A 25506-nucleotide genomic window follows, 5' to 3' on the forward strand; every position below is an offset into this window, starting at 1 on the left:
GAATGGTTTGGCTCACAACAGAAGTGCGTTTTCGCGTGGCGCCCGGTCCCATTCGAGCTCACGCGACGTGAAGTACCAGCCGCCCCGCTCGTAGATCAGCCGGTCGGTGTAGGTGCCGGTCGCCAAAACGGTGTCGGCGCCGAACAACACCGCGACACACTGCTGGGTCGCGTCCACGCCGTCCACCGCGATCTCGTGGTCGAGCGTCACCAGCCGCCGCCCGCCGCCGTCGAATGCGGCCCGCAGATCGCTGAACGCTTCTCCCCCGCGCGTGTACGTCGCGCCCGCGTGCCGAAACGTGGCGATCCACCCGTTCCGGTCACCGGCGGAGTACAACCGGTTGTGTCGGGCATCCAGATCGAGGATCGCCGCCCGTGCAGCGAGGCTGTCGAGCACGTACTGCTGCTGGTAGGTCATGGTCATAGGCGTCTCCTTCTAGCGACTCAGCACGTAGCCGTGCGCGTCGCGGTCCCAGGCGTCGGCGCCGAGCCCGCGGCGGCGCAGCACGTCCTTGCGTACCCGGCCGATGACGTTCTTCGGAATGTCGTCGAGCACTTCGACATATCTCGGCACGCAGAAGTACGGCATGCGCCCCGCACAGAAGTCGAGTAGCTCGCGGAAGTCGACCGTCGCGCCCGGGCGCAGGGTCACCACCACCAGGATGTCGTCTTCGCCGAGCTCGCTGGGGATCGCGACCGCGGCCGCCTCGAAGATCGCGGGGTGGCGCATCACGGTCTGCTCCACCTCTACCGAGGAGACGTTCTCGCCGCGGCGGCGCAGCGAGTCCTTGACCCGGTCGACGTAGGTGAGGTTGCCGTCGCTGTCCAGACGGCCCAGGTCTCCGGTGGCGAACCACTCGGGGTGCGGTTGGATTTGAAGCCCGCCGGACACGGACGACACATACCCCTCGCTCATCGGATGTGTCGCCCGCGCCCGGCAGGTGATCTCCCCGACGTCCCCGTCGCGCACTTCGGATCCGTCGGGGCCGACGATGCGCACGTCGAACGCCGGGTTGACGGGACCAGACGTACCCGGCACACCGTCGTCTGAAACCGACTTGTAGGCAATGGGGAAAGCCTCGGTCAGGCCGTACATCGTCACCACGCGGCAGCGGTAACGCCGTTCGACGGCCCGGTAGATTTCCGCCGGAATCGGGGCCGCCGAGATGAACCGCAGACCGGTGTCGCTGTCGGACGGGTCGGGCGGCAGGTTCCACAACATCGACACCATCGCGCCCGCCCCCGCGAAACCGACTGCCCCACAGGACCGGATCTCATCCCACACCGTGCTCGGATGAAAGCCGTCGGCGAGCACACTGGTTCCGGCCACCAGCATCGGCGCCAGCACGGTGGGCGCCGCGCTGAGGTGAAACAGCGGCATCGCCGTCCAGATCACTTCCCCCGCCGCGAACTCCCACGCCGACGCGACGGTGGCGGCCGCGCAGAACAGGTAGTGCCAGGTGGTGGCGACGGCTTTGGAGGCACCGGTGGTTCCCGAGGTGAAGAACAGCGCGCCGACGTCACCGGCCGCGACCGGTGCCGACGGTCCCGTATCAGCGGGCGCCACGGCGAGTCGCTGGAAAAGCGAAGCATCCAGCACCAGGGTGGTGCTGAGCGTGTCGACGCGACCGGCGACCTCGGCGAGCCGCGGTGCCCGCTCGCCGTCGGTGAGCACCGCTTTGGCCCGTGACAACGTGAGCGCGTGGGCCAGGAAGTCGCCCTTGCTGGCGGCGTTGACGGCCGCGGTGATCACCCCGGCCCGGGCGGCGCCCAGCCAGAAGTACACCCACTCGGGGCAGGTGCCGGTGAACAGCGCGAGGGTGTCGCCGGCGCCCAGACCCGACTCGAGAAGCAGGTTGGCTGCGGCACACGACCTTTGGCGCATCTCGGCGAACGTCACCGGTTTCCCGCCGATCGACATCATCACCCGGTCGGGGACATGTTCGGCCCGGCGGTCCAGCACCGCCGCGACGGTGAACTGGTCGACACCGAACGCCGCCGGCTCGATCGGCGGCATCCGGCGCCCGGCGGATGTCACGCTTGCGCTGCCGCCGGATCGGGTTGGCCGTCGGCGGTGTAGCCGAAATCGGTCGCCGACGGCTCGGGGCCCGGATAGAACCGGTGTGCCCAGCGCCGCAGGGCGGCGTAGTCGCGGGCCTCCTCGGGGGCGAGGTTGGGCTTCTCCAGGTACTTCATGTTCTCCCAGGTGAAGAAGTCCTGTTTGATGACCTCCTGTTGCAGCTGCAGGAATTTCGCGGCCCGCCCCGTCGGTTTGTCGCCGGCGTCGCCGGGTTCGCGGACCGAAGCCTGGGTGTAGAAGTAGTCGGTGTAGTCCTCGTCCACCGGGGTCTGGCCCGTCACCTGAACGGTGGCCACCAACTCGGAGGGGAACCGGACGACCCCGAGACCCAGCGAGTAGTTGTCGTAGATGATCTTGGCGTCGACGGGGCCGTTGGGGGTCAGCCACGTCTTGGCCCGTCCCCCACCGAAATTCGCGTTCACCGTCGCATGCAGGTGATAGCCGGACAGCTCGAAGGACGCGGTGTTGGCCGGGTTCGCGGCCTTGTGCACGTACTGGACGTGATACGGGTCGGCGGCGTTCTCGATGATCATCTGGGCATGCACTTTGACCCGGTTCAGCATCCGGGTGTGCGGGTGCAGCGGGTAGTACTCACCGGTTTCGAGTTCGGGCAGCACCGGCGGCTGCCAATAGGGTGCGCGGCCGTGGCGTTCGTGCCACACCAGGATGAAGCCGTACCACTCCATGCTGTGGTAGCTGCGGATGCGCACGTTCTGCTTGCAGCCGATCTTGCTGTACGGGATCAGCGCGTTGGTGCCGTCGCCGTTCCAGTGCCAGCCGTGCCACGGGCAGACGATGCGCTCACCCTCGACCGTGCCGCCGACACCCATGTTCGCGCCGAGATGCTGGCAGTAGGCGTCCAACACGTTGACCTGACCGGATTCGGCCCGGAAGATCACCAGCTCCTCGCCGAAGTAGTGGGCGCGTTTGACCTGGCCCGCGGACAGCTCCGAGGCGAACCCGACGATGAACCAGCCGGTCGGGAAGCGATACGTCGACAGGCTGATCCCGCTTGACCCGAACTCGCGCTCCGACGGGTCCAGGATGTCCGTCTCCGTCACTGCTGTCTCCGTCCGCGAGGCAACGCCGCAGGTCGCGAGGACCCACCGTTGCCTATTTTTACTATTTTAGGCATTCTAAAGCAAGGACGACCCAGGAGGACCGCGCGTGACGACGACCGAACCGGTCGACCTGTCCGATATGTCGTTGTGGCAGAACGGTTTCCCCGACGAGCTGTTCACGGCGCTGCGCCGCGCGCGACCGCTCTTTCACCATGAGCTCACCGACGGTGTCGCCAGCACCGTCACCCGCGACTTTTGGGTGGCGACCAAGCACCGCCACGCGCTACGGATCCACCGCGACACCGACGCGTTTACCGCCGTGGACGGCCCGCTCATCCAGGGAATCGGACCGGCGGGCGCGTTTCCCAACATCATCAACATGGACCCGCCCGAGCAGACCAAGCGGCGCAGGGTGATGTCACATGCCTTCACGCCGCGCGCTATCGGCAAGCTCGAGAACGGGATTCGCGAGCGGGCGGCCTCGCTCGTCGACCGCCTGCTGCAGGCCGGTGGCGGGGACTGGATCGACGACGTCGCCGACGTGCTGCCGATGTCGGTCATCGGCGACATTATCGGGATTCCCGAGAAGGACCGACCGCAGATCTTCACCACCTTCGACCGGATCCTGAAGGCGGCGTCGACACAAGAGCAGGTGGACGCCTTCGCAGAAGTCTTCGCGTACGCGGTCGATCTCACCGCCGAGAAGCGGCGCGACCCCGTCGACGACATCTGGAGCACGCTGGCCACCGCGGTGATCACCGATGAATCCGGCGAGCAACTGTCCATTGCCGAAACCGAACTCGAGAGCTTCTTTTTCGTGCTGGCGTTCGCCGGTAGCGACACCACGAAGAACGCGCTGGCCTACGGGTTGCAGGCGTTCGTCGCCGACCCCGCTCAGATCGAGCGGTACCGCGCCGACGAGTCGATCCGGTCGAGCGCGGTCGAAGAGGTGCTGCGCTGGTCGAGCCCGGTGGCGTTCTGGACCCGCACGACCAAGGTGGACGTGGAGATGGACGGCGTCACGATCCCGGCGGGTCAGCGGGTGGTCGCGATGCTGCGCTCGGCCAACCGGGACGAGGAGGTGTTCGACGACCCGTTCCGTTTCGACATCGGCCGTGTCGACAACCCGCACGTCACGTTCGGGGGCGGCGGGGCGCACTACTGCCTGGGCGCGATGCTGGCGCGCGCGGAGATCCGGGCGGTGCTCGACGAGTTGCTCTGCCGCGCCGACGAGATCAGCCTCGGACCGGCGCGGGTGTCGCACCCCAACCTGACCAACAACATGACGATCTTCGACGCGCTCCCGATCACCCTGACGCCGCGCTAGCCGAGGCGGTGCGGGTCACAGGCCCTTGGGGCGGGTGCCGATCACGGCGTCGGCGCTGAGCCGCGCCAGGTCGGCGTCGTCGAGCCCGCAGAGTTGCGACAGCACCTCGGCGTTGTGCTCACCGAGCGTCGGTGGTGTGCGGTACAGCCACGCGTCGACGCCGTCGGGGCGGGCGAACGGCGGACACGGATACAGCCCGGGCCCGGTGCTCGGGTGGACGAGCTTCTCGAAGAATCCACGGTGCACCAGCTGCGGGTTGTCCACCACCAGCGACGGCGAAACCACCACGGCCGACGGAACACCCCTGTCCACAAGCGTTTCCACCACGACCTCGGCATCCTGACCAGCCAGCCACCCCTCCAGCCGGGCTTCCAGTCCGCCGGCGAGCTCACTGAGCACAGCGCGCTGGGCATCGGTATGCGCGCACACCGCCACCCAATTGTCCTGCCCCGCACACCGATAGATGTCCTGGGTGATCGCGGTGTGGCCTCGGTTGCCGCGGCGCTCCATCACCTCGCCGAAGACTTCGTACTCGATCGTTTGCGCCGCGGTCACATTCAACACCGTCTCGATCATCGGCACCTCGACGAGCTGGCCGCGGCCCGTGCGCTCGGCGAAATCCAACGCCGCGAGCAGGGCGAACGCGGCATGCGCACCCGCGAGCGGATCACACGCCCCGCGGGGGGCGATCGGCAATCCGTCGGGTAGCCCGGTCACCCACGCCAGGCCGGCGATCTGCTCCATCGTCGGCGCAAACCCCACCCGGTCCCGCCACGGACCGCTCAGGCCGAACGCGGGCATCCGCATCATGACCAGCTGGGGGTTGATGCCCAGCAGGACGTCGGCGCCGAGGCCGAACTGGTCCATCACCCGCGGGGAGAAGTTCTCCACCACCGCGTCGGCCTTGCTCACCAGTTCCTTGACCAGCCGCAGCCCCTCGGGCGACTGCAGATCCAGTGTCACCGACCGCTTGTTGGTGTTCATGGCGTGAAAGACCCAGCCGTACTCCCACCAGTCGTCGACGTCCTTGCGCATACCGCCGGAGTACCGGATGCCGTCGGGGCGCTGCACCGACTCGATCTTGATCACGTCCGCGCCGAATGCCGCCAGCGCGTGGGTGGCCGCCGGGCCCGCCCAGAACGCGGTGAAGTCCACGATCCGGACACCGGCAAGCGGCCGGTCACCGGTGGACGGCGGCGGCACCGTTGCCCTTGGTGCCCAGAGGCTTTCACCGTCGCTGGCGCCGACAGCCGGTGCCCGGCGCAGCGGTGCGGGGCGGGCCTCGCTCATCAACCACGGTGGACGCGGTTGCCGGAAACCCGCGGGATTGTCCACATACACGCCGCGCTGCACCATGTGGTCCATCTGCGGGATCGTCGCGCCGTTGCCCAGCGGCGCCAGCGGCAGCCGGAACAGTTGCCCGAGCTCGACGATCTCGTCGACGGTGCGCGCGCGCATCCACGGGTCGATCCGCTCGCGGATCCAGTCGCGGTAGTCCCACCGGCCGATCTGGAACTGCAGCGCGGGAATCTCGGTGAACTCCGGGCAGTCCACCATCGCGGCGAAGTCCAGCCACTGCTGACCGGTCACCATGCTGATCCCGACGTAGCCGTCCTTGGCCCGCTCGATCGAGGGGACCTCGACCGAACGCCGCACGGGCGGCACCTGCAGCAGCTGGCTGTGCAGCCACTCGCCGCTCTGCATCAGCGTGACCGCCTCGAGCATCGACATGTCGAGATGGCCGCCCGGACCGCCGCGGCGCACCCGCCGGTGCAGGGCCAGCGCGCCGTAGGCCGCCCACACCCCGCCCATGAACTCCCCCAGCTCACCGCCGATCGAGATCGGCGGGCCCGCCGGGTCACCGCGAAACCCCGTCAGACCCGACGCGGCCTGCAGCGTGAACTCCGTCGCCGGGCGTTGCGACCACGGGCCGCCCCAACCGAAGTCCGAGACGGTGACCACCACGCAATGGGGTGCGATTTCGCCAAGCCGCTGCGGGTCGAGACCGCGTCGCTGCGCGCCGTCACGGTCGGCCGTCAGCACCACGATGTCCGCACGCGCCAGCAGGTCATCGGAAATACTTGTGACGCTGCGCTTTCCGGCGTTGAGATAGCTGAACAGCGGCGCATCGGCCCCCGCGGGAGGCGCGGCGCCGGTGAGCGTATAGCGGCGGAACGGATCGCCTTGTGGCGGTTCGACCTTGACCGCGTCGGCGCCGGCGTCCACCAGCAGCTTGCCGCAGTACGCGCCGGCGATGCGGTCGCTGACCTCCACGACGCGCAGGTCACCTAGCGGGGTGGGTGCTATGTCGCCCACACGCACGACCTCCCTCGTTTTTGGCCATCTTAGTAACTATTGGCGGATAGCCGGCCCAGCTGGCGGCGCTGTCACTGTTAACATTGCGGTGTCATGACAACGCTGGGTATCGGTCCCGAAGCGCGACGGCGCCTTGGCGCACGCAGGACCGCCGAGATCGTCGCCGACGAACTGCGCCGCCAGATCATCGAGGGTGAACTGGTCGACGGCGACCTGCTGCCCCGCCAGGAACTGCTTGTCGAGCAGTTCAACGTCAGCCTGGTGTCGCTGCGAGAAGCGTTGCGAATCCTGGAAACCGAGGGCCTGGTATCGGTGCGTCGCGGCAACCGCGGCGGTGCCGTCGTGCACGCACCGGCCAAAGCGAGCGCGGCCTACATGCTCGGTCTGCTGCTGCAGAGCGACTACGTGCCCCTCGCCGACCTCGGTACCGCACTGCAGGAACTCGACCCGATGTGCGCCGCGCTTGCCGCGCGCCGCCCCGATCGCGGCAAGACGTTGATACCCAAGCTCAAAGAACTCAACGACGCCATGGCCGAGCACATCGACGACGGTGCGCGGTTCACCGAGATCGGCGGGCAGTTCCACGACGAGATCGTGCGCGGCTGCGGCAACCACACGATGATCGCGGTGGTCGGCAGCCTCGAAACGCTGTGGACCGGGCACCTGAACTGGTGGGCCCAGGAAACCGCCGCGCGCGGCGAGTACCCGTCATTGAGCAAGCGCCGCATCGCATTGCGGGTGCACACCAAGATCGCCGACGCCATCGAGGCCGGTGACGCCGAACGTGCCAGGAAACTGGCCGCGCGTCACGTCGCCGATACCCAGACCTATCTGCTCGCAGGCGATCCCGAGCAGCGGATCGTCGCACTGTCGCCGCAGGCGCTGGCGCAGCGCCAGCGCTGACAGGGTCGGGTATGCGCACGGCCGTGATCACCGGCGGCAGCGGTGGCATCGGAAAGGCATGTGGCCGAAGGCTCGTCGCAGCCGGTTACGACGTGCTTTTGACCGCGCGGCGCGAGGAGCCGTTACGGGCGGCGGCCGAGGAAATCGGCGCCCGCTACGTCGTCGCCGACGCGAGCGAACCCGCAACCTTTGAGCCCGCCGTCGACGCGGCCGGCCGGATCGACCTGATGGTGCACGCCTCGGGCGTCCTCGGCGGCACCTACGCCCGCAAGCAGACCTTCGCACAATGGCGGGCCACCATGGCGGCCAACCTGGATTCTTGCTTTGTGGTGACCTCGGCGGCGTTGCCGCACATGTCAACGGGTTCGCGCTTTGTGTTCGTCTCGTCCTCGGCGGCCCACGAACCGATGCGGGCCCGCACCGCCTATTCGGCGTCGAAGGCGGGGATGAACGCGTTCGCCGGGGCGCTGGCACAGGAAGTCGACCGGGACGGCATCAACGTGCACGTCGTCACCCCCGGCCCGGTCGAAACCGAGATGCTGCAAGACGTTCCGTTCGAGATGTACGCGATCCGGGCAGAGGACGTCGCGGCGGCGGTCGTGTGGCTGGACACCCTGGACCCGTCGGTGGACCTGCCCGAGATCAGGCTGCACGCCGTCACCCGCGGCCCGTCCGCACGGCCACCGGTGGTTCCGTTGGAGGCACAGCGCCGCGCGGGCAGCTGATTTCAGAGCGCCTTGACCGAGGCCGGCAGACCGTAGAGCGCGGTGGCGTTGCCGCGCATGATGCGCTCGCGCTGATCGGCGGGAAACCGGCGGATGGCCCAGTCGGGCGCGTCGTAGCTCCAGTGCGGGTAGTCGGTCGAGAACATCAGGTTGTCACCGAGATCCATCATCTCCAGATAATCCCGATACACCGCGACGTCGACCTCTTCCAGCGGTTGGGTGGTGAACCGGACGTGCTCGCGCACATACTCCGAGGGCCGGCGCCGCACGAACGGCAGATCGGCCTTGCGCTGCTCCCAGATCCGGTCCATCCGCCACATCACGGGCATCGCCCAGGTGAAGCCTCCCTCCACGAACACGATCCGCAGTTCGGGATAGCGGTCGAAGGCCCCGTCGAACACCAGGCTCATCAGGTGGGCGGCGTAGAGCAGCGGCCAGGACGCGAAGAAGTCATGCCAGTGCGCCGGGTTGCCGATGGGGTAGATCGGGATCAGCTCGAACGGCGTCTGGCCCATCAGATGGGTGGCCACCGGAAGCCCGCGGCGTACCGCGGCTTCATAGATCGGGTCGAAATGCGGGCTGCCGAACGGGATTCCGCGTGTCTGCGGTGTCATCAGCACCTCGGCCATGTACGGATGGCCGGCCCAGCGTTCGATCTCGCGCGCCGAGGCCACCGGGTCCTGCGCGGTGACGCTGATCGTGCCCCGCCAGCGGCCGTGCCAATTGTTCTCGCCCAACCACACGTCGGCCAGCCAGTCGTTGTAGGTGGCCTTGAGGATGTGCTCGGCCTGCGGTAACTGCGCATCGCACATCGGCTCCAGCAGCGCGATGCTCACCCCGGCGTCGATCAGCAGTTGTTTGGCGGCGAATTCGGGGTCGCTTCCCGCCGCACCACCTCGCGGCGGCGCCGCGTCGACCCGCAACGACATGGTCTTGTACGAATCCGGGGTGTCGTAGAAGTGCGGGATCGGCGACACCGCGTTGCCGACCGGCCAGAGGGTGTCCCTCCAACGCGCGGGGGCGTAGGACTTCAGCACCTCGACCGAGACGGGCAGCGGGTGCACGTCGGTGTCGACGATGCTGACCGCGACGTCCTGGTGGCCGATCGTGGTCACAGCCGGCTCCCCTCCACCTCGGCGCTCATGGCGTACAGCTCGGCGGCGTTGCGCCACAACACGTTTTCCCGCTGGACGTCGTTGAGCCCGGCGGCCGCCGATTCCGGCGAGGACGTCGACCAGTGTGGATAGTTCGACCCGTACATCAGCAGTCCGGCCTTGTCGGTGTAGTCCATCCACCGCTCGGCGAGCCCGGTGTCCGTCGGCCCGTCGAGCGCCGAAGAGCAGTACCGCACGTGCTCGCGCAGATACTCGCTCGGATAGCGGTCGACCCACGGCGTTTGGTCGCGCATCGACAACCAGAACGTGTCGAGCCGCCACATCAGCGGGGTGAGGATGTCGTAGCCGCCGTCGGCGAAGACGAACCGTAATCCGGCGTGGCGACCGAAGGTGCCCTCGATGATCAACGTCGCCAGGTGCACGAAGCCGTTGAGCGGCATGAACGCGGCGTACCCGGGGTAGGTGTGCGCGTGCCCGGCGAACGTCGGCGCGTAGTCGACTCCGTTGCCGCCGTTGATGTGGACGGCCACCGGAAGGCCGTGGGCGGCCGCGGCTTCCCAGATCGGCTCGAACACCGGCTTGCCGTACGGTTCGCGCGACTGCAGCGGCACGCCGATCTGCACCATCTTCGGGTGCTGTGCCAACCGGTCGATCTCGGCGAGCGCACCTTTGACGTCCTCGGGGTTGACGCGGATGGTGCCGCGGAACCGGCCGGTGGTGTCGGGTTCCAGCCAGCGCTCCACAAGCCAGTCGTTGACCGCCGCGCAGATGCGGCTGTTGAGCAGATAGTCGGCAATGTTGCCGCGGGTCAACGGGTTCAGGATCGCCACGTCGACGCCGTTGTCGGCGAGGTAGCGCGCGACCGTGTCGGGGTCCGAGCCCGGGTAGTGCTCGCCGTAGAGATCCTGGCGGTAGTCCCCGCCGGGGGCCTGGTACCACGGCTGCTCGACGTCGGGGATGGCGCGCAGCTTGTGCGCCGCGGGCAGGTAGCGCCGGATCTCGGAGTTGTACCGGAAGTGCGGTTGGACGTTGGCGTCGATGACCGGGGTTCTCATGCGGTCAGGACCACCTGCCCGTCGACGACGTCGACGTCGTAGGTCCGCACCCGCTTGGTGGGATCGGCCAGGTTGATCCCGGTGGTGATGTCGAACTCCCACTGGTGCCAGGGACATCGGGCGATGCGGCCGATCCGCGTCTGCCGTACCTGCCCGGGCGCGTCGGGGTCGAACTCGTTGGCGCCGCCGACGTAACCCGCGCACAGCGGCGCACCTTCGTGGGCGCAGTAGTTCGCGATCGCATACAGCGCGCCGTCGATGTTGTACACACCGACACCGAACTTGCCGGCCTGCACCAACTTCATGGTGCCGGGTGGCAGGTCGTCGATCGCACATACCGTAAGGCGTTGCATCGCGTCCCCTCGGTCGCCTTGACCTAGATTACCTAAAATAGTAAAGATAGATACTTGGTGCGCGAAGATGCGCTGCCCGGGAGGCGCAGGTGACGATCAGCATCGATTCCGATGATTCGACAGCCCCCGACGTGGCACGCGACCCCTATGCCTTCTTCGCGTACAAGCGCAGGACCGAACCGGTGTGGCGCGGCCCGATCAGCGACACCTCGATGGCGCCCCCGGAGCTCGTCTCCGATGAGGAGTGGACGCTGTTCGACTTCGACAGCGTGTTCTCCGCGTTCCGCGACGGCGACACGTTCGCGTCGGAGTTCTACGACAACACCATCGGGCTGGTGCTCGGGCCGACCATCCTGAGCATGCACGGCAAGCAGCACCACGACCATCGCAGCTTGGTCGCCAAGGCTTTTCGGCAGAGCGCGCTTGACTACTGGGAGCCCGCGCTGATCGACCCGATCTGTCACCGGCTGGTCGACGAGATCAGGGATGACGGTGAAGCCGACCTGGTCCAGGCGCTGACATTCGAGTTCCCCACCCGCATCACCGCCGCGCTGCTGGGCCTGCCGCAGCAGGACCTGGAGCTGTTCCGGCGGCTGTCGCTGGAGCTCATCTCGATCAGCGAGGACATCGAGGCCGGGCTCAACGCATCCGTCGAATTGGGTGCCTACTTCCAGGACCAGGTGGACCAGCGGCGCAAGGCGAGCACCGACGACATCATCGGTGACCTCGTCGCCGCGGAGATCGACGGCGAACGGCTCACCGACGAAGCGATCATCTCGTTTCTTCGGCTGCTGTTGCCCGCCGGGCTCGAGACCACCTACCGCTCGTCGAGCAACCTGCTCTATCTCCTGCTGACCCATCCCGAGCAGCTGCACGAGGCGCAAGAGGACCGCGACCTGATCGGGGCCGCGATCGAGGAGGGCCTGCGGTACGAGACGCCGCTGGTTTCGGTGCCGCGCAACACCACCCGCGACGTCGAGATCCACGGCGTGCGCATTCCGGAAGGCGCACAGGTCAACCTGTGCATGGGTTCGGCCAACCGCGATGAGAAACGATGGCCCGACGCCGAGGTGTTCGACATCCACCGGGCGCGAAAACCCCACATCTCGTTTGCGGGCGGCATTCACAGCTGCCTTGGCCTGCATCTGGCCAGGGTGGAGACCCGGGCGATGCTGAACAGCCTCTTCGACCGGGTCACCGACCTCGAACTGGTCGCCGACGACGACACCAGAATCGTGGGCATGCCGTTTCGCTCCCCCACGCGTCTTCCGGTGACGTTTCGCGCCGCGGGTCGCATGTGAGCATCTGCAGTCGCGCGGCGATACTGCACGACGTCGCCGTCGCTGATCGCCGGCGACGACGTCAACGCCTATCTCAAGCTGACCCGCAAAGGCGGAACGTGTGTGCTGACCGGGATGACCGCGCAGACAACACATTCGGCGAAAATCGCGCTCGCTTACGCCGACCTGTTGGACGGCAAGCTCATCCGCGGCGTCATCGACTACGCCCTGGACTGAGCGGCCGCGCGGTCTAGTACTGGCCGAGCGGACGACAGACGTTCGTGATCGGGTTCCAGTATTCGCCGGGGGCGCAGGCCAGCGGGACGGTCGCCACCGGTCCTCGACATACGTTGTCGACCGGGTCCCACCACTCTCCGGCCGGGCAGTTGAGCGGCTGAGCGGCGCCGACGGCCGACGCCATCACCGACAGCGCGGCCACCGGCGCGAACGCGGCGGCGACGATTGTCGAACGACGAACGAATTTTCTCATGCGCTCATCCTGCCCCATAGCCGTTGAGTTGAAACCCCTAGATCGACGAAACGGTGGAATCCACTCGCGCGCTTTCACACCACGATGCGGAGGTGCTGCCAGCCACGCACGGTCGACGTCGGCGCCAGTTGTGCAGTCTCGTAATCGATGTCCCACTCCGGCCAGCGGTTCAGCAGTTCATCCAGGGCGACACGGCCCTCCAGCCGCGCGAGGTTCGCCCCCAGGCAATAGTGCAGCCCTTTGCCGAATGTGAGGTGGGCGATGTTGGGCCGGTGGATGTCGAACGTGTCCGGATCGGGGTAGCGGCGCGGGTCCCGGTTGGCGGCGCCGAACAGCAGCAACATCGCCGCCCCGGCGGGCACCGTCGTGCCGTAGCACTCGAAATCGCGCGCCATGTACCGCGCGACGTGCGGACCGGTCGGCTCGAACCGCAGCGTCTCATCGACGGTGCGGGTCAGCAGCGACCGGTCCTCGACGACCTCGCGGCGCTGATCCGGGTGTTCGGCAAGCACTTTGGCCAGCCAGCCGATGAGCCGCCCGGTCGTCTCGTTGCCCGCGCCGCCCACCACCTGGGTGTAGTGCAGCACCTCTTTGCGGGTCAGCTTGCGCGTCACACCGTCCTCGTCGGTGAACTCGACATTGAGTAGCGCGGTCATCAGATCGTCGGACGGGTTCTTTGAGCGCCACTCGACGTAGTCGGCATAGATGCTGCCGTCGGCGATCTTGTCGGCGTTGACGACCTTCATCGGCGCGCCCGGCTTGGTGCGAAGGTTGGCATCGTTGGCGTCGCGTACCGAAACCTGTTCGGACTCAGGGATACCCAGCAGCATGCCGATCACCCGCATCGGCATCATCGACGCCAGTTCGGCGATGATGTCGAAGCCGCCGGAGCCGACCAACGGATCAAGGCAGCCGACACAGTAGCGGCGGATCTGGTCTTCGATTTCGGCCATCCGGCGCGGGGTGAACACCCGCGACATCAGCCCGCGCAGCATCGTGTGGATGGGCGGATCCTCGAACATCATCACGCCCTTGGGCATGTCGAAGTCCGACTTGATGAGCTCCAGGATGTCGCTGCGCTGGTTGGAGAACGTCTCCCAGTTCGCCAGGGCCTTGTCGACGTCGGAATGGCGCGAGAGCGCCCAGAAGTCGTAGCGCTCGTTGTAGTAGATCGGCGCCTCTTCACGCAGCCGCGCGTACGTCGGATACGGGTTGGCGGTGATGTCGACGTCGTAGGGGTCGTAGTAGACGTCGGTGGCTGAGCCGGTGTCGGGGACGCGCATCGGTTCCTCTACTTCAGCATGCTGCCGGCGTCGACGGGCAGCGTGACACCGGTGATGTAGCGGGCTTCGTCGGAGGCCAGAAACAGCACCGCGTTGCTGATGTCCTCGGTCTCCACCCACGGGGTCGGCAGGAAATGGAAGGACTGACAAACCGGTGCGAGGTCGTCGGGTCCGGGGTCGGGCAAGTCAGGGCGAAACATCCGGTAGGTCGGTTCGTTCATCAACAGCGGGCTGTTGACGTGGGTCGGATGCACGGTGTTGACGCGGATCGACTGGTGTCCCAGTTCGACGGCGAAGGTCCGCATCAAGCCGACGACGCCGTGCTTGGCGGTGACGTAATGGCCGACCTGCGGATAGGCCTTGAGCCCGCCGACCGAGCTGGTGATGATCACCGAGCCGCCGCGGCCGCCGGCCAGCAGGTGCGGCACACCGGCCTTGACGGTTTTCCAGACGCCCCCGAGGTTGACGTCCAACGTCTCCTGCCACGACCCCTCGCCCATCTTGTGCAGCTTGACGCCGACGGTGCCAATGCCGGCATTGGCCACGATGATGTCGAGGCGACCCAGTTGCTCGACCCCGCTGTCGACCGCGGCCTTGAGCGCGTCGAAATCGCGGACGTCGACCTCGGCGGTGACGATACGGCGATCGAGGCCCTTGACCAGGTCGGCCGTCTCGGCCAGATCCTCGGGGGTGGCCGCCGGCGCCGGCGAACCCTCGAAACCGCGGCAGATGTCGATCGCGATGATGTCGGCGCCCTCCTGGGCAAGGCGCACCGCGTGGCTGCGTCCCTGACCTCGTGCGGCACCGGTGATGAACGCAACCTTGCCAGCTACCCGACCGGCCATCCACGCTCCCTCGATTGTTGGGCGATCGCCCAACATTTATGCTGAGGCTATGTCTAGCAGCCCCGCTGAGCAGGGGTCAAGGGTCCGCCGCGAGTCGGCGACGCGACAGGCGTTGATCGAGGCGACCGCCCAGGTGATGTTGGAAGACGGCTACGCCGCAGCCACGTCACGCCGCGTGGCGGCCAAGGCCGGGGTCAAGCCCGCCCTCGTGCACTACTACTTCCCGACGATGGACGACCTCTACCTCGCGGTGTTGCGCTCGGGTGCCGAGGCCAACCTCGCCAAACAGCGCCAAGCCACGGCCGGGGATCAACCCCTGCACGCGTTGTGGCGGCTCAACAGCACCCACGGCGCCCAGCTGTGGATGGAGTTCATGGCGTTGGCCAACCACCGCAAAGAGATTCGCAGCGAGATCGCGGCGTATGCCGATCGGTTCGGCGACGCGGAGGAAAGCGCCATGGCACTTGTGTTGCGTGCCCACGATGTCGACGTCGACGCGTTTCCGCCGGTGGTCATGTCGATGATCTTGACCAGCCTGGCACGGGTGCTGCTCCTGGAGCGTGGACTGGGCATCACCCGAGGTCACGCCGAGGCCCAGGCGTTCATCGACCGCCACCTGCAACGGTTCGAAATCCCTGGCGGGTGATCTAAACCGCAAGGTCACATTGGGAGTGACCAGCAACACACTAACTTGAGCTAACCTAGGCCGAAATGAGAAGTTATACCGGCTAAGTACGCACGCCGGAATTAAGCCGATACGAAATCAAGGGGCGCGATATATGGACGGCAACGGTCGAAGGCGAATGACGTGATCCGCCTCGCCAAGCGGGTGTGGATCCCACTCGTCATCATCGTCGTGGTCGCCATCGCCGGGTTCACCGTGCAGCGCATCCGTACATTCTTCGGCGCCGAGGGCATCATCACCACGCCGACGGTGTTCGCCGACGACCCCGAACCGTTCGACCCCAAAGTCGTGACCTACGAGATCTTCGGCACCGGTTCCTACGCCGACATCAACTACCTCGATCTCGACGCCAAACCGATCCGCGTCGACGGCGCGTCGCTGCCGTGGACCCTGACGTTGCAGACGACCGCCCCGTCTGCGGCGCCCAACATCGTCGCTCAGGGTGACGGACAGTCGATCACCTGTCGGATCACCGTCGACGACGAGGTCAAGGACGAGAGAACCTCCACCGGCGTCAGCGCCCAGACCTTCTGCTACGTGAAATCCGCATGAGCGTGCCGTCCAGCGAGGCGCCGACAGACGCCTTCCCGCCGGCGAGGCACACCCAACGTCCGTTCATCCCGAGGATGATCCGCAAGTTCGCGGTGCCGATCATCCTGGGTTGGATCCTGCTCATCGCGGTGCTGAATGTCGCAGTGCCGCAGCTGGAAACGGTCGGCCAGATGCGTGCGGTGTCGATGAGCCCCGAAGAGGCGCCGTCGATGATCGCGATGAAACGGGTCGGCACGGTCTTCGAGGAGTACGACTCCGACAGCTCGGCGATGATCGTCCTGGAAGGTGAAGAACCCCTCGGCGACGACGCGCGCGCGTTCTACGACAAGATCGTCGATGAGCTGGAAGCCGACACCAAGCACGTCCAGAGCGTCCAGGACTTCTGGAGTGACCCGCTGACCTCGGCCGGCGCGCAGAGCAACGACGGCAAGGCGGTCTACGTCCAGGCCTATCTCGCCGGGAACCAGGGCGAGAGCCTGGCCAACGAGTCGGTGCAGGCGGTCCAGGACATCGTGGCCGGCATCCCGCCGCCGGCGGGCGTCAAGGCGTACGTGACGGGCCCGGCTGCCCTGATGGCCGACCAGCACATCGCCAGCGACCGCAGTATGCGGCTGATCGAGGCGGTCACCTTCACGGTGATCATCACGATGCTGCTGCTCGTCTACCGCTCGATCATCACGGTGGTGATCACGCTGGTGATGGTCGTGCTGCAGTTGCTCGCGACCCGAGGCGTGGTCTCCTTCCTCGGCTACCACGAAATCATCGGGCTCTCACCGTTTGCGACCAACCTGCTCGTCACGTTGGCCATCGCCGCGGGCACCGACTACGCGATCTTCCTCAACGGGCGATACCAGGAAGCGCGCGGTGCCGGCGAAGACCGAGAATCGGCCTTCTACACCATGTTTGGCGGCACCGCTCACGTCGTGTTGGGATCGGGCCTGACGATTGCCGGCGCCACGTTCTGCCTGAGCTTCACCAGGCTGCCCTACTTCCAGTCGCTGGGTGTCCCGCTGGCCATCGGCATGGTGACCTGTGTGTTCGCCGCGCTCACGCTCGGGTCGTCGATCATCACCGTGGCCTCCCGGTTCGGCAACTTGCTCGAACCCAAGCGGGCGATGCGGGTGCGCGGTTGGCGCAAGATCGGCGCTGCTGTCGTGCGGTGGCCCGGCCCGATCCTGGTCGCCACGATCGCGCTGTCGCTGGTCGGCCTGCTCGCCCTCCCCGGCTACCACACCAACTACAACGACCGGACCTACCTGCCGGCGGACCTGCCCGCCAACGAGGGCTACGCGGCCGCTGACCGCCACTTCTCGCAGGCGCGGATGAACCCGGAACTGTTGATGGTCGAAAGCGACCACGACCTACGCAACTCGGCGGACTTCCTGGTCATCGACAAGATCGCCAAGGCGGTGTTCCGGGTTCCCGGAATCTCCCGCGTGCAGGCCATCACCAGGCCCGACGGCAAGCCGATCGAGCACACCTCGATTCCGTTCCTGATCAGCATGCAGGGCACCACCCAGCAGATGAACCAGAAGTATCTGCAGGACCGCATGGCCGACATGCTGGTTCAGGCCGATGAGATGTCGAAGACCATCGCGAGCATGGAACGGATGTCGGCGCTGACCGCGGAGATGGCCGACGTCACCCACGCCATGGTCACCAAGATGAAGGATATGACGGTCAGCGTCGCCGAAATGCGCGACAGCATCGCCAATTTCGACGACTTCTTCCGGCCGATCCGCAATTACTTCTACTGGGAACCGCACTGCTACAACATCCCGATCTGTTGGGCGTTCCGGTCGGTATTCGACACCCTCGACGGTATCGACACGATGACCCACAACATCCAGGACATGCTCCCGGACATGGAGCGCCTCGATGAGCTGATGCCGCAGATGGTCGTCCTGATGCCGTCGATGATCGAGACGATGAAGACCATGCGGACGATGATGCTGACCATGCATGCCACCCAGAAGGGGCTGCAGGATCAGATGGCGGCCATGCAGGAGAACTCCAGCGCCATGGGCGAGGCGTTCGACGCATCGATGAACGACGACTCCTTCTACCTCCCACCGGAAGTGTTCGACAACGAAGACTTCAAGAAGGGCATGGAGAATTTCATCTCCCCCGACGGAAACTCGGTGCGGTTCATCATCTCCCACGAGGGCGACCCGATGACCCCGGAGGGCATCGCCAAGATCGACCAGATCCAACAGGCGGCCAAGGAGGCCATCAAGGGCACGCCGCTGGAGGGATCCAAGATCTATCTGGCCGGGACCGCCGCGGTGTTCAAGGACATGGCCGACGGCAACACCTACGACCTGACGATCGCCGCCATCGCCTCGCTGGCGCTGATCTTCATCATCATGCTGCTGATCACCCGAAGCGTGGTGGCCGCCGCGGTGATCGTCGGCACGGTGGTGGTGTCGTTGGGCGCGTCGTTCGGCCTGTCGATCCTCATCTGGCAGCACATCATCGGGATCGATCTGCACTGGATGGTGATGGCGATGTCGGTCATCATCCTGTTGGCGGTCGGCGCCGACTACAACCTGTTGTTGGTGGCTCGCCTCAAAGAGGAGCTACATGCCGGCATCAACACCGGCATCATCCGCGCGATGGGCGGCAGCGGCTCGGTGGTGACGTCGGCGGGCCTGGTCTTCGCGTTCACGATGATGTCGATGGCGGTCAGCGAATTGACCGTAATCGGCCAGGTGGGCACGACCATCGGGTTAGGCTTGCTGTTCGACACACTGGTGGTCCGCGCCTTCATGACGCCGTCGATCGCGGCGTTGTTGGGCAAATGGTTCTGGTGGCCTCAACGGGTCCGTCAGCGACCCGTACCATCGGCGTGGCCGAAACCCAAAGAGTTCACACAGGCGGGTCAACAAGGAGGGCAGCTTTGAAGCGCTCGATGGTCGCAATAGCCGTGGCCGCGGCCGGACTGACGTTCGCAGCGCCGGCATCCGCTGATGTCGACACTGCCTTCGCCTCGGAGCTGCACAGCTACGGGATCTACGGTCAGCGCGACTTCAACGCCTGGATCGCCAAGATCAGCTGCAAGCGGTTGCGCAACGACGTCGACCGCAACGCCAACGACTCCGCGGAGTTCATCTTCGACCAGCTGCAGCGCGGCAGCACCACCGAACAGGCGTGGCAGTTCCTCGGCGCCGCGCTGCGCACCTACTGCCCCGACAAACTGCCGATTCTCGACGACGCGGCGCGCTAACAAGGAGTCCAGAAGTGTTACGCAAAGTCAGCATCGCCCTGGCCGCGGCCGTCAGCGCGGCCGTGCTCTTTCCGGCAACGGCGTCCGCGGACGCCACCGAGGACTACCCGATCCCCAACCGGATGCTCAAGACGACGTGCACGGTCGACCAGTACATGGCCGCGGTGCGTGACACCGACCCGGTGTACTACGAGCGCTACATGATCGACTACAAGAACAAGTCGCCCCAGGTCCAGCAGGGCGCACGGGACCGGATCCACTGGTACTTCTCGATGGACTACCCCGGTCGCCGCGCCTACTCGGAGAACATCGCCACCAACATCTACTACGAGCAGATGGCGTTCGCGTGGCCCAACTGGGCGAAGCTGTTCTTCAACAACAAGGGTGTGGTGGCGCACGGCACCGAGGTGTGCGCGGACTACCCGCCCCATGACCCGTCCGTCTGGACCTGGTGATTACGGCAGGGCGCTGACCACCGAGCTCAACACTTCCGCCATCGGGTCCTGCACGGGCGCAACCGGATCGGGAGCGGCGACGACGGCCTCGGGCGCGCTGGTGTAGGTGGGCGCGGGCCGCGTCGCCGGCGCCACGTCAGGGATCGTGTAGGTCTTCAGCGACGACGCCGGCGCGTTCAGCGGCGCGACCGTCACCGCCACCACCGTGGTGATGGGTGCCGTATCGCTGTCCGCCGAGGAGGCTTCCGGCCCCCCGCCGAGTTCGGGCGCCACGGCGAACAGCGCGATCACACCGCCTACCACGATGGCGGCCGCGCGCAGGGGCGAACCGAACCTGCGCCGCCGACGGGCCGGCTTGGCGACAGGTGGGGTATCGATATTGTCCAAACCCGTGTCGCGCAACCACTTCCGAAGCAGTGACGCGTTCGCTTCGACGTCGTCGGTGTATCGCAGCGAGACCGATCTCACCGCATAGCCGCTGGCGTCGGCGATGGCCAGCGCGCCGCGCACCGCGCCCTGTTGACCGGTGATGTCGCCGTCGTCGGAGGCGATGTCGACGTGGTCGTGATCAAGGACGGTCGACTTCGCGCCGGTCGCGGCAACCAGTACCCAGGAGATACCGGTCGAGGTCATCGAAAGCTTGAGCGCTGTCTGCACCGCTGCCCCATCTCTGTTGATCCGCCGTGCCTCAACGCGAATATCGGTGCAGGGGCCGTCGTGTTACTGCCGTGGTGAAATTGCCCTCAGCTAAGGCCCCTACAATGTTGCGCACTGCCGCGTCGTACACCGGCGTGGCTGGTCGGCAGAGGTAGTTCGCCGTAGGCCAGCCGTATCTGGTAAAAACTAAGACGATCTAACTCTCCGAGGGAGGAGCTCAGCCGAGGTGTTGGCTAGGTGAGCACCCCTACCGTCGATTCCGCGCCTGCAGCACAGCAGCCGTTGCGGTCCAACGTGGCCACCTGGATCCGGCGCCTGGCGGTGCCGATCATCATCGGCTGGATCCTTCTGATCGCGGTCCTCAACGTCTCGGTGCCGCAACTCGAGGTCGTCGGCCAGATGCGTTCGGTGTCGATGAGCCCCGACGAAGCGCCGTCGGTGATCGCGATGAAGCGCATCGGCACGGTCTTCGAGGAGTACGACTCCGACAGCTCGGCCATGATCGTCATCGAGGGTCAGGAACCGCTCGGCGACCAGGCGCGGGCGTACTACAACGAGCTGGTCGAGCGGCTCGAAGCCGACACCAAACACGTTGAGCACGTACAGGACTTCTGGGGCGACCCGCTGACCGAGGCTGCCGCGCTGAGTGCCGACGGCAAGGCCGTCTACGTGCAGGTGTACCTGGCCGGCAACATGGGCGAGGCGTTGTCCAACGAGTCGGTGGAGACGGTGCAGAACATCGTCGACCAGTCGCCACCGCCGCCGGGGGTCGAGGTCTTCGTCACCGGCGGATCGGCGTTGGTGGCCGACCAACAGATCGCCAGCGACCGCAGCGTACGCATCATCGAGTTCGTCACGTTTGCCGTGATCATCACGATGTTGCTGTTGGTCTACCGGTCCATCACGACCGTGCTGTTGACGCTGGCGATGGTGGTTCTTGCGCTGGCGGCCACCCGCGGCATGGTGGCGTTTCTCGGCTATCACGACCTCATCGGGCTCTCGACGTTCGCGACCAACCTACTGGTCACCCTGGCCATCGCCGCATCGACGGACTACGCGATCTTCCTCACCGGCCGCTACCAGGAAGCGCGCACGTTAGGACAGGACCGGGTTTCGGCCTTCCACACGATGTACCGCGGCACCGCCCACGTCGTGCTCGGGTCGGGTATGACGATCGCCGGGGCGACGTTCTGCCTGTCCTTCACCCGGCTGCCGTATTTCCAGTCGCTCGGCGTGCCGCTGGCGGTCGGGATGACGACTGCGGTGTTCGTCGCGCTGACGCTGGGCGCCGCGATCATCATCGTGGCCAGCCGGTTCGGCCTGCTCGAACCCAAGCGTGCGATGCGGATTCGGGGCTGGCGCAAGATCGGCGCCGCCATCGTGCGGTGGCCGGCACCGATCCTGTTCGTGACGGTCGCGATCTCACTCGTCGGTCTGCTGGCGCTGCCCGGCTACCAGCCCAACTACAACGACCGCCAGTACCTGCCGCCCGACCTGCCCGCCAACGAAGGTTTCGCCGCCGCCGAACGGCACTTCTCCCCCGCCACGATGAACCCCGAAGTGCTGCTCGTGGAAAGCGACCACGACCTACGCAATTCGGCGGACTTCCTGGTGATCGACAAGATCTCCAAGGCCGTGTTCGACGTGCCGGGCATCGGCCGCGTGCAGTCGATCACGCGGCCCAACGGCAAGCCGATCGAGTTCAGCACGATCCCGGCCCAGATCAGCCTAGGCAGCGTCACCCAGGACCTGAACCGCAAGTACATGCAGGACCGCATGGACGACATGCTGGTGCAGGCCGAGGAGATGCAGACGACCATCGACACGATGACCCGAATGATGTCGTTGATGGCCGAGATGAACGCGACCACCCACAGCATGGTCGAAAAGACCCGGACGATGACCGTCGACATTGTCGAACTGCGCGACCACATCGCCAACTTCGACGACTTCTTCCGGCCGATCCGCAACTACTTCTACTGGGAACCGCACTGCTACAACATCCCGGTCTGTTGGACCCTGCGGTCGATCTTCGACACCATCGACGGTGTCAACGTCATGACCGACAACGTCCAGGCGCTGCTGCCCGAACTGGAACGCCTCGATGCGCTGATGCCGCAACTGCTTGCGCTGATGCCCGAGCAGATCCAGACGATGAAGAACATGAAGAAGATGATGCTGACCATGCATGCCACCCAGGCGGGCATGCAGGATCAGCAGGCCGCGATGTCGGAGAACCAGTCCGCCATGGGCGATGCGTTCAACAACTCGTGGAACGACGACACCTTCTACCTGCCGCCGGAGATCTTCGACAACGAGGACTTCAAGAAGGGCATGGAGAACTTCATCTCGCCCAACGGGCACGCGGTGCGGTTCATCATCAACCACGAAGGTGACCCGCTCAGCGCGGACGGCATCGACCGCATCGACGCGATCAAGCTGGCCGCCAAGGAAGCCATCAAGGGCACCCCGCTGGAGGGTTCCACGATCTACCTCGGCGGTACCGCGGCGGCGTTCAAGGACATGCGCGACGGCAACAGCTACGACCTGATGATCGCCGGCATCCTCGCGTTGGCACTGATCTTCACGATCATGCTGCTGATCACGCGCAGCATCGTCGCGGCGGGGGTCATCGTCGGCACCGTGGTGTTGTCGCTGGGCGCGTCCTTCGGGCTCTCGGTGCTGCTGTGGCAACACATCCTGGGTATCGAACTGCAGTTCATGGTGATGGCCATGGCGGTGATCATCCTGTTGGCCGTCGGCGCCGACTACAACCTTCTGCTGGTGGCGCGGCTGAAGGAAGAACTGCCCGCCGGGGTCAACACGGCCATCATCCGGGCGATGGGCGGCAGCGGATCTGTGGTGACCGCCGCGGGCCTGGTGTTCGCCTTCACGATGTTCTCGATGGTGGTGAGCGAGTTGACCGTGGTCGCTCAGGTCGGTACGACGATCGGGCTGGGCCTGCTGTTCGACACGTTGGTGATCCGCGCCTTCATGACGCCCTCGATTGCAGCGCTGCTGGGCAAGTGGTTCTGGTGGCCGCAGGTGGTGCGCGAAAGGCCGAGACCGGTGCCGTGGCCCGAACCGCTAGCCAGACGCTGAAGTCCCGTCTGCCTGCGGGCGTCTGCGGGTAGCGCCCCACAGCCCGACGCCGATCCCGATGACCGCGCCCCCGAGGCCGAGGGCGCGCTGGGACGGCTTCATCTCGTCGTGCACCCCTATCCCGCCGAGCAGGTCGGCGGCGTCGGCCCCTCCGGAGGCGAGGAACCAACCCCGGGTGTTGCGTCCGCGCAGCGCCGCCGCGGTCAGCAGACCACCGATCAGCGCGTCGCGATAGCCCATCGAGCGCAACAGCAGTCGGGTAGTCGGCGTCGTGTCGTCAGGGGCGCCCCACAACCGGTTGGCCGCCAGCGGGTCGACGAGAAATGAGATGCCTGACGCGAGACGGATGCTGCCCGCGATGAGCGCGGCACGGTCGATCGACATGGCTGGAGCCTAAGTGGTCGGACCGTGTCCCCGGGGCGGAAACCCCGATGCCGCCGCGCTGCAGACATCGAGCCGCGCATAACGCAAGACTTGCCTAATGCAATACTGGGTCCTCGAATCCGAAGCGGGAGATGGCGAAATGGACGAAGCGTCGATCGCGGCAGCGATCATGTCCGGGCCCGATGCGATCGTCGCGGCCGACAGCGAGGGTGTGGTCACCTTCTGGAACGCTGGGGCGCAACGGATCTTCGGCTTCACCGCCGATGAGGCGGTGGGCCAGTCGCTGGATCTCATCATCCCGGAGCGGTTACGGGCGCGGCACTGGCAGGGCTGGAAGAAGGTCATGGCCACCGGGCAAAGCCGTTACGGCGCCGGGGATCTGCTCGCGGTACCCGCCTTACGAAGCGACGGTCGGACCATCTCGGTCGAGTTCACCATCCATCCCCTGCGCGACGAGGTCCGTGGTGAGATGTGGGGTTTCGCGGCGACGCTACGCGACGTCACCGCCAAATTCGAAGAGACCAAGCAGTTGCGCCGACAACTCGCGGCCCAGTCCTCGCGGTAACGCCGATACTGGAGTAGCGTTTCTACAAACATATTTGTAGAAATCGGGGGCTCCAGCCCCGTCGTCGCTGAAGGGAAGACAACTCATGGCTATCGCTGATCGCACCACGCGCACCGTCTGGACAGGCCCCCTGGCCACCGGCTCTGGGCGAATGGAGTCCGGCAGCGGGGCGCTCACGGGACGCGATGTCACCTGGGCCGCACGCACCGAACAGCCCGACGGTAAGACCAGCCCCGAAGAACTGGCGGCCGCAGCGCATTCATCGTGCTTCTCGATGGCGCTTGCGCTGAAACTCGGTGAACACCAGGTCGAACCGCAACGGCTGGACGTGCAGGCGACGGTGACGCTCGACGAGGTCGACGGGCTGCCGACGATCGTCTCCTCGGCGCTGGACATCACGGCCGAAGTCGAGGGGATCGCAGCCGCCGATTTTCAGAAGGTAGTCGATGAGGCCGCGGCGCTGTGCCCGGTGTCGCGGCTGTTCGCCGGCGCGAAGATCAGCGTCAACGCCCAATTGCTGGCCCGGGAGTCGGCATGAGTGACACGGTGAGCGCCGCTCTAGAACACGAGCACCAGATCATCGACCGCGGCATCGAACTGTTCGCCGATAACGCCGCGGGCATCACCGATGAGCACCGCGACGCACTGCGCAACGCGGTGGCCGTGCTGCGGCGGCACATCTACCTCGAGGAGGAGTACCTGTTTCCGCCGCTGCGGGCGGCGGGCATGGTGGGCCCGGTCATGGTGATGGTGCATGAGCACGCGCACATGTGGCCGCTGCTGGACCAACTCGAAGACTGTGTCGCCCGGGGCAGCACCGACACCGCAGTGCAGCTGTGCCGTGAACTGTTGACCCAGTTGGGATCGCACAACTGGAAGGAAGAGCGGATCCTCTATCCGCAGGCCGACGAGTCACTGTTGGCCGCCGACCGTGACCAGTTGACCGAACTGGTCGCGACCGCGCAGGTCCCCGAGGGCTGGGTCTGCCACGGAGCCTTGAAAGGTGACCAACCCGTCTCCTGAGCCAGTCCACGGTGCACACTTGTGG

Annotated in this window: 25 protein-coding genes and 1 pseudogene; 14 read left to right on the top strand and 12 right to left on the bottom strand. The window is 66.1% G+C overall.

The genetic code is table 11. The features are described 5' to 3' along the window. Positions 1 to 12: 12 nt before the first annotated feature. The 3 genes from ABQE93_RS20210 to ABQE93_RS20220 are packed head-to-tail and all read right to left on the bottom strand — an operon-like array spanning position 13 to position 3140. Positions 13 to 423 (bottom strand): nuclear transport factor 2 family protein, encoded by a 411-nt coding sequence (locus ABQE93_RS20210; protein WP_448409831.1) that lies wholly within the window; start codon positions 421 to 423, stop codon positions 13 to 15. Between the two features lie 12 nt (positions 424 to 435). Next, on the bottom strand, positions 436 to 2016 hold the full coding sequence (locus ABQE93_RS20215; protein WP_448410056.1) for an AMP-binding protein: 1581 nt from the start codon (positions 2014 to 2016) through the stop codon (positions 436 to 438). 17 nt (positions 2017 to 2033) lie between these two features. After that, positions 2034 to 3140, bottom strand: coding sequence for an aromatic ring-hydroxylating oxygenase subunit alpha (locus ABQE93_RS20220; protein ID WP_448409829.1), 1107 nt, complete (start codon positions 3138 to 3140; stop codon positions 2034 to 2036). A gap of 139 nt (positions 3141 to 3279) precedes the next feature. Between ABQE93_RS20220 and ABQE93_RS20225 the strand changes: the two genes are divergently transcribed. Beyond that, positions 3280 to 4467, top strand: a complete 1188-nt coding sequence (locus ABQE93_RS20225) for a cytochrome P450 (protein ID WP_448410054.1) — start codon at positions 3280 to 3282, stop codon at positions 4465 to 4467. Positions 4468 to 4482: 15 nt separating this feature from the next. Here ABQE93_RS20225 and ABQE93_RS20230 read toward each other — a convergent pair whose 3' ends face one another. Then, entirely contained in the window at positions 4483 to 6783 is a 2301-nt protein-coding gene (locus ABQE93_RS20230; protein WP_448409828.1) for a CaiB/BaiF CoA-transferase family protein, read from the bottom strand. Between the two features lie 93 nt (positions 6784 to 6876). On the opposite strand from ABQE93_RS20230, the gene ABQE93_RS20235 reads away from it, so the two are divergent. Beyond that, the gene (locus tag ABQE93_RS20235; RefSeq protein WP_448409827.1) at positions 6877 to 7686 is read left to right on the top strand and encodes a FadR/GntR family transcriptional regulator; all 810 of its coding nucleotides are present in this window, start codon (positions 6877 to 6879) and stop codon (positions 7684 to 7686) included. Positions 7687 to 7697: 11 nt separating this feature from the next. Then, positions 7698 to 8411, top strand: a complete 714-nt coding sequence (locus ABQE93_RS20240) for an SDR family oxidoreductase (protein WP_448409826.1) — start codon at positions 7698 to 7700, stop codon at positions 8409 to 8411. A gap of 2 nt (positions 8412 to 8413) precedes the next feature. Here ABQE93_RS20240 and ABQE93_RS20245 read toward each other — a convergent pair whose 3' ends face one another. Genes ABQE93_RS20245 through ABQE93_RS20255 form a run of 3 tightly spaced genes read right to left on the bottom strand, consistent with a single transcriptional unit; the run spans position 8414 to position 10934 of the window. Continuing rightward, positions 8414 to 9526, bottom strand: a complete 1113-nt coding sequence (locus ABQE93_RS20245) for an amidohydrolase family protein (RefSeq protein WP_448409825.1) — start codon at positions 9524 to 9526, stop codon at positions 8414 to 8416. Next, the gene (locus ABQE93_RS20250) at positions 9523 to 10581 is read right to left on the bottom strand and encodes an amidohydrolase family protein (RefSeq protein WP_448409824.1); all 1059 of its coding nucleotides are present in this window, start codon (positions 10579 to 10581) and stop codon (positions 9523 to 9525) included. The genes ABQE93_RS20245 and ABQE93_RS20250 overlap by 4 nt, the downstream gene beginning before the upstream one ends. Further along, the gene (locus tag ABQE93_RS20255) at positions 10578 to 10934 is read right to left on the bottom strand and encodes a Rieske (2Fe-2S) protein (protein ID WP_448409823.1); all 357 of its coding nucleotides are present in this window, start codon (positions 10932 to 10934) and stop codon (positions 10578 to 10580) included. The genes ABQE93_RS20250 and ABQE93_RS20255 overlap by 4 nt, the downstream gene beginning before the upstream one ends. 89 nt (positions 10935 to 11023) lie before the next feature. On the opposite strand from ABQE93_RS20255, the gene ABQE93_RS20260 reads away from it, so the two are divergent. Further along, on the top strand, positions 11024 to 12235 hold the full coding sequence (locus ABQE93_RS20260; protein WP_448409822.1) for a cytochrome P450: 1212 nt from the start codon (positions 11024 to 11026) through the stop codon (positions 12233 to 12235). 33 nt (positions 12236 to 12268) lie between these two features. Further along, positions 12269 to 12451 (top strand): annotated as a pseudogene (locus ABQE93_RS20265) (hypothetical protein); the annotation flags it as partial. A 13-nt stretch (positions 12452 to 12464) separates the two neighbouring features. On the opposite strand, the gene ABQE93_RS20270 reads toward ABQE93_RS20265, so the two are convergent. The 3 genes from ABQE93_RS20270 to ABQE93_RS20280 all read right to left on the bottom strand — a co-directional run bounded on the left by ABQE93_RS20270 (position 12465) and on the right by ABQE93_RS20280 (position 14832). Further along, the gene (locus ABQE93_RS20270; protein ID WP_448409821.1) at positions 12465 to 12704 is read right to left on the bottom strand and encodes a hypothetical protein; all 240 of its coding nucleotides are present in this window, start codon (positions 12702 to 12704) and stop codon (positions 12465 to 12467) included. A gap of 74 nt (positions 12705 to 12778) precedes the next feature. Continuing rightward, positions 12779 to 13987, bottom strand: a complete 1209-nt coding sequence (locus ABQE93_RS20275) for a cytochrome P450 (RefSeq protein WP_448409819.1) — start codon at positions 13985 to 13987, stop codon at positions 12779 to 12781. An 8-nt stretch (positions 13988 to 13995) separates the two neighbouring features. Further along, positions 13996 to 14832 (bottom strand): mycofactocin-coupled SDR family oxidoreductase, encoded by an 837-nt coding sequence (locus ABQE93_RS20280; RefSeq protein WP_448409817.1) that lies wholly within the window; start codon positions 14830 to 14832, stop codon positions 13996 to 13998. Between the two features lie 49 nt (positions 14833 to 14881). Here ABQE93_RS20280 and ABQE93_RS20285 point away from each other — a divergent pair, with 49 nt between their 5' ends. The 5 genes from ABQE93_RS20285 (at position 14882) to ABQE93_RS20305 (ending at position 19750) form a co-directional block, all read left to right on the top strand. Then, positions 14882 to 15478 (top strand): TetR/AcrR family transcriptional regulator, encoded by a 597-nt coding sequence (locus ABQE93_RS20285; RefSeq protein ID WP_448409815.1) that lies wholly within the window; start codon positions 14882 to 14884, stop codon positions 15476 to 15478. A gap of 162 nt (positions 15479 to 15640) precedes the next feature. Continuing rightward, positions 15641 to 16069: an MmpS family transport accessory protein gene (locus ABQE93_RS20290; protein ID WP_448394040.1), complete on the top strand. Its 429-nt coding sequence runs from the start codon at positions 15641 to 15643 to the stop codon at positions 16067 to 16069. Then, positions 16066 to 18972 (top strand): MMPL/RND family transporter, encoded by a 2907-nt coding sequence (locus ABQE93_RS20295; protein WP_448409813.1) that lies wholly within the window; start codon positions 16066 to 16068, stop codon positions 18970 to 18972. The genes ABQE93_RS20290 and ABQE93_RS20295 overlap by 4 nt, the downstream gene beginning before the upstream one ends. Positions 18973 to 18980: 8 nt before the next feature. Beyond that, a complete protein-coding gene (locus ABQE93_RS20300) occupies positions 18981 to 19295 on the top strand; it encodes a DUF732 domain-containing protein (protein WP_448394042.1) in 315 nt (104 codons plus the stop codon). Positions 19296 to 19309: 14 nt separating this feature from the next. Then, positions 19310 to 19750 (top strand): DUF5078 domain-containing protein, encoded by a 441-nt coding sequence (locus tag ABQE93_RS20305; RefSeq protein WP_448394043.1) that lies wholly within the window; start codon positions 19310 to 19312, stop codon positions 19748 to 19750. Here ABQE93_RS20305 and ABQE93_RS20310 read toward each other — a convergent pair whose 3' ends face one another. Next, a complete protein-coding gene (locus ABQE93_RS20310) occupies positions 19751 to 20383 on the bottom strand; it encodes a DUF7159 family protein (RefSeq protein WP_448409812.1) in 633 nt (210 codons plus the stop codon). It lies immediately after the preceding gene. A 261-nt stretch (positions 20384 to 20644) separates the two neighbouring features. On the opposite strand from ABQE93_RS20310, the gene ABQE93_RS20315 reads away from it, so the two are divergent. Then, positions 20645 to 23509 carry an MMPL/RND family transporter gene (locus ABQE93_RS20315; protein ID WP_448409811.1) on the top strand — a complete coding sequence of 955 codons (2865 nt, stop codon included), beginning with the start codon at positions 20645 to 20647 and terminating at the stop codon, positions 23507 to 23509. On the opposite strand, the gene ABQE93_RS20320 is transcribed toward ABQE93_RS20315, so the two are convergent. Beyond that, positions 23495 to 23893 carry a DUF4267 domain-containing protein gene (locus tag ABQE93_RS20320; protein ID WP_448409810.1) on the bottom strand — a complete coding sequence of 133 codons (399 nt, stop codon included), beginning with the start codon at positions 23891 to 23893 and terminating at the stop codon, positions 23495 to 23497. The genes ABQE93_RS20315 and ABQE93_RS20320 overlap by 15 nt on opposite strands. A gap of 97 nt (positions 23894 to 23990) precedes the next feature. Here ABQE93_RS20320 and ABQE93_RS20325 point away from each other — a divergent pair, with 97 nt between their 5' ends. From ABQE93_RS20325 to ABQE93_RS20335, 3 genes are all read left to right on the top strand, one after another. Then, positions 23991 to 24458, top strand: coding sequence for a PAS domain-containing protein (locus tag ABQE93_RS20325; RefSeq protein ID WP_448409809.1), 468 nt, complete (start codon positions 23991 to 23993; stop codon positions 24456 to 24458). Positions 24459 to 24543: 85 nt separating this feature from the next. Continuing rightward, positions 24544 to 24996: an OsmC family peroxiredoxin gene (locus tag ABQE93_RS20330; protein ID WP_448409808.1), complete on the top strand. Its 453-nt coding sequence runs from the start codon at positions 24544 to 24546 to the stop codon at positions 24994 to 24996. Further along, entirely contained in the window at positions 24993 to 25481 is a 489-nt protein-coding gene (locus tag ABQE93_RS20335; RefSeq protein WP_448409806.1) for a hemerythrin domain-containing protein, read from the top strand. Before ABQE93_RS20330 ends, ABQE93_RS20335 begins: the two co-directional genes overlap by 4 nt. Positions 25482 to 25506: the final 25 nt, after the last annotated feature.

The sequence above is a fragment of the Mycolicibacterium sp. XJ662 genome (assembly GCF_053484035.1).

Bases quoted from the DNA above. Each gene is read 5' to 3' on its own strand.
- ABQE93_RS20215 (WP_448410056.1), bottom strand. From the start codon at position 2,016: ATGCCGCCGATCGAGCCGGCGGCGTTCGGTGTCGACCAGTTCACCGTC.
- ABQE93_RS20255 (WP_448409823.1), bottom strand. From the start codon at position 10,934: ATGCAACGCCTTACGGTATGTGCGATCGACGACCTGCCACCCGGCACC.
- ABQE93_RS20300 (WP_448394042.1), top strand. From the start codon at position 18,981: ATGGTCGCAATAGCCGTGGCCGCGGCCGGACTGACGTTCGCAGCGCCG.
- ABQE93_RS20285 (WP_448409815.1), top strand. From the start codon at position 14,882: ATGTCTAGCAGCCCCGCTGAGCAGGGGTCAAGGGTCCGCCGCGAGTCG.
- ABQE93_RS20310 (WP_448409812.1), bottom strand. From the start codon at position 20,383: ATGACCTCGACCGGTATCTCCTGGGTACTGGTTGCCGCGACCGGCGCG.
- ABQE93_RS20275 (WP_448409819.1), bottom strand. From the start codon at position 13,987: ATGCGCGTCCCCGACACCGGCTCAGCCACCGACGTCTACTACGACCCC.
- ABQE93_RS20280 (WP_448409817.1), bottom strand. From the start codon at position 14,832: ATGGCCGGTCGGGTAGCTGGCAAGGTTGCGTTCATCACCGGTGCCGCA.
- ABQE93_RS20335 (WP_448409806.1), top strand. From the start codon at position 24,993: ATGAGTGACACGGTGAGCGCCGCTCTAGAACACGAGCACCAGATCATC.
- ABQE93_RS20210 (WP_448409831.1), bottom strand. From the start codon at position 423: ATGACCATGACCTACCAGCAGCAGTACGTGCTCGACAGCCTCGCTGCA.
- ABQE93_RS20270 (WP_448409821.1), bottom strand. From the start codon at position 12,704: ATGAGAAAATTCGTTCGTCGTTCGACAATCGTCGCCGCCGCGTTCGCG.
- ABQE93_RS20240 (WP_448409826.1), top strand. From the start codon at position 7,698: ATGCGCACGGCCGTGATCACCGGCGGCAGCGGTGGCATCGGAAAGGCA.
- ABQE93_RS20330 (WP_448409808.1), top strand. From the start codon at position 24,544: ATGGCTATCGCTGATCGCACCACGCGCACCGTCTGGACAGGCCCCCTG.
- ABQE93_RS20325 (WP_448409809.1), top strand. From the start codon at position 23,991: ATGCAATACTGGGTCCTCGAATCCGAAGCGGGAGATGGCGAAATGGAC.
- ABQE93_RS20235 (WP_448409827.1), top strand. From the start codon at position 6,877: ATGACAACGCTGGGTATCGGTCCCGAAGCGCGACGGCGCCTTGGCGCA.
- ABQE93_RS20320 (WP_448409810.1), bottom strand. From the start codon at position 23,893: ATGTCGATCGACCGTGCCGCGCTCATCGCGGGCAGCATCCGTCTCGCG.
- ABQE93_RS20295 (WP_448409813.1), top strand. From the start codon at position 16,066: ATGAGCGTGCCGTCCAGCGAGGCGCCGACAGACGCCTTCCCGCCGGCG.
- ABQE93_RS20225 (WP_448410054.1), top strand. From the start codon at position 3,280: ATGTCGTTGTGGCAGAACGGTTTCCCCGACGAGCTGTTCACGGCGCTG.
- ABQE93_RS20250 (WP_448409824.1), bottom strand. From the start codon at position 10,581: ATGAGAACCCCGGTCATCGACGCCAACGTCCAACCGCACTTCCGGTAC.